This is a genomic window from Duganella qianjiadongensis, from assembly GCF_009857915.1.
GTDB lineage: Bacteria > Pseudomonadota > Gammaproteobacteria > Burkholderiales > Burkholderiaceae_D > Rugamonas > Rugamonas qianjiadongensis.
The window spans coordinates 1-2,070 of record NZ_WWCM01000048.1 but is presented as its reverse complement, the minus strand read 5'-3'; the positions used below and the strand labels follow the sequence as shown (position 1 = coordinate 2,070).

The following is a 2,070-nucleotide window of genomic DNA, read 5'->3' as shown; positions in this document are numbered from 1 at the left end:
AAGATGCCGCAGCGAACTTGGAAGATGGCAGCAAACCAGTTTGCCATTCTGTTTGGGGAACGCTTCACCAACGCGATTAATTAACTACGAACCGCGACCCCGGCACACAAAATTCCTGACAGGTCCTTCGGCGCTAAAATTCTCAAATCCCCAATCGTCCAAAATAAGAACATCGTATTTGACTAGGTGTGCGAGATACGTTTTAAATTTGCCGGCAGCATGAGCGCCAATGAAGTCTTGAATAAGCAGCGGAACGCGGATAAAGTACGTAGACAAACCTTGTCGACATGCTTGGTTTCCCAGAGCGCAAGACAACCAAGTTTTCCCGGTTCCAGTTGGTCCAGTTATCACCAGGTTTGCGGATTGCCGCACCCATTCTAGAGTCGAAAGCTGTAACATTGTGGGCTTACTCAACCCTCGCGCGGCTTTGTAATCGATGTCCTCGACGGAAGCACTTATTTGTAGTTTTGCTTTCTTCAACAATCCGTGCAAGCGCTTGTTATCGCGATAGGTCATCTCCTGATCAATCAGCACACGGATTCGATGCTCAAACGGCAGTTCATCTATAGTTGGATTCGAAATTTGTCGCTCGAATTCGTCGGCCATTCCGTTTAACCCAAGCTTGCGCATAACTTCTATTGTATGGTGATTCATGGTTCGTTATCCTCTTCTCCGTTTAGAATTTTGAGGTAATGCGATGCTCCGCGAACATTTTCGTGATTTGCTGGTAAGACTGGTTTTGGAGAGGCGTTTTGGGAGGCGGCATCCCTAGCGAGAAGCTGGTCAAGGTTACCTGCTAGGATGCGTCGTAAGTCTTCTGTGTTCATCACTCTGTGCTTCGCAGCATACAGACAGGCCTGCTCTAATCGAAGGGCGCCGAAGTCATGATGTAGCCGCTTCATTGCAGCTAATCCACGATAGCCAAAGTAGTGGTTGCTGAGCTTTGGGAGCTGCATGCTAACAACCGCCTCAGTGCCAGGACCTACCGTTTTTGCCCATTCGAGCGACGTGGCCGGTGTCCATCCTGCAACCGCGTTGTGTGCCTGTGTGCGGTGAGAATCAAGCGTCGTCTGCCCCCCTCTTACGAAGCTGCGAGTGTGCGTGGTCACGTGCTTGCTATGCATAAATAGTTCGAGCGTCGTGCTTGTAAGCTTGTATTCAAATTCCATGCCTCTATGCTGATTTGGCACGCTGTAAGAGTGCTCATCAATTGTCACGTGATAGTCGATTCCGGCGCGAGTCCTGCCCCACTCGGCAGTTTCATACCGATCAAGTGGAAGAGGTATAAGGGCAGATCGTTCCGATTCGATCCAAGCTGTGAAGCGATTCCCTGGAAGTTTCTGAAACGGCTTATGATTGAGTTGATCGAGTAGTTGGCGGATAGCACGATTTAACTCTGTCAGCGAGAAAAATTTTTGTTTGCGCAGTCTGAATATTATCCAGCGCTCAACTATCTGCACTGCAACTTCCGCTGGCGATTTATCTTTGGGCTTGTAAGCCCGCGCGGCGAAAGGGTGCGTACCATAGTGCTGACAGACTCTGAGGTATGACTCGTTAATGACGGGCGATGTGCGGCTCACTTTCGTGACAGCGGAGCGCAAGTTATCATGCACTATGACTTTGGGGGTACCGCCGAAAAACTCGAACATTCTGACATGCGACTCGATCCAGTCTGGAAGTTTCTGCGACCAAGTAGCTTCGCAGAACGTGTAATTCGAGCCGCCAAGAACACCGATAAATATCTGCGCTACTGTCAACTCTCCAGTCTTCGGGTCACACACATTCATTGTCTGGCCTGAATAGTCTACGAAGCCAAGCTCACCATGCACATACGTTTGACGCAGACTGATTTTGAGAGACTTCTTGTACTCACTATAGAGCGTGCAGAATCGGGAGTAGCTAAGTTTACGTTCATCACCGCCTAATAGCCACTCTTCATGGAGGACTGAACCGTTCCGGAAAACTGGGAGGCTCCATTATTTGAGAAAATGGATCTATGAAAAAATCTAAGCACTCGCCCGAAGTAATCGAACGCTCCGTCCGTATGGTCATGGAATGCCAAGGCGAGCA

Annotated in this window: 2 protein-coding genes and 1 pseudogene; all 3 read right to left on the bottom strand. The window is 49.3% G+C overall.

Annotated features, from left to right (window positions below; all coding sequences use genetic code 11):
• Nucleotides 1–84: 84 nt before the first annotated feature.
• Nucleotides 85–654: an ATP-binding protein gene (locus GTP27_RS23185; RefSeq protein ID WP_161041449.1), complete on the bottom strand. Its 570-nt coding sequence runs from the start codon at nt 652–654 to the stop codon at nt 85–87.
• Nucleotides 651–1,286 carry a Mu transposase domain-containing protein gene (locus tag GTP27_RS24330; RefSeq protein ID WP_371865993.1) on the bottom strand — a complete coding sequence of 212 codons (636 nt, stop codon included), beginning with the start codon at nt 1,284–1,286 and terminating at the stop codon, nt 651–653. The genes GTP27_RS23185 and GTP27_RS24330 overlap by 4 nt, the downstream gene beginning before the upstream one ends.
• A pseudogene (gene istA / locus GTP27_RS24325) lies at nt 1,287–1,934 on the bottom strand (IS21 family transposase); the annotation flags it as partial.
• Between the last annotated feature and the right edge of the window lie 136 nt (nt 1,935–2,070).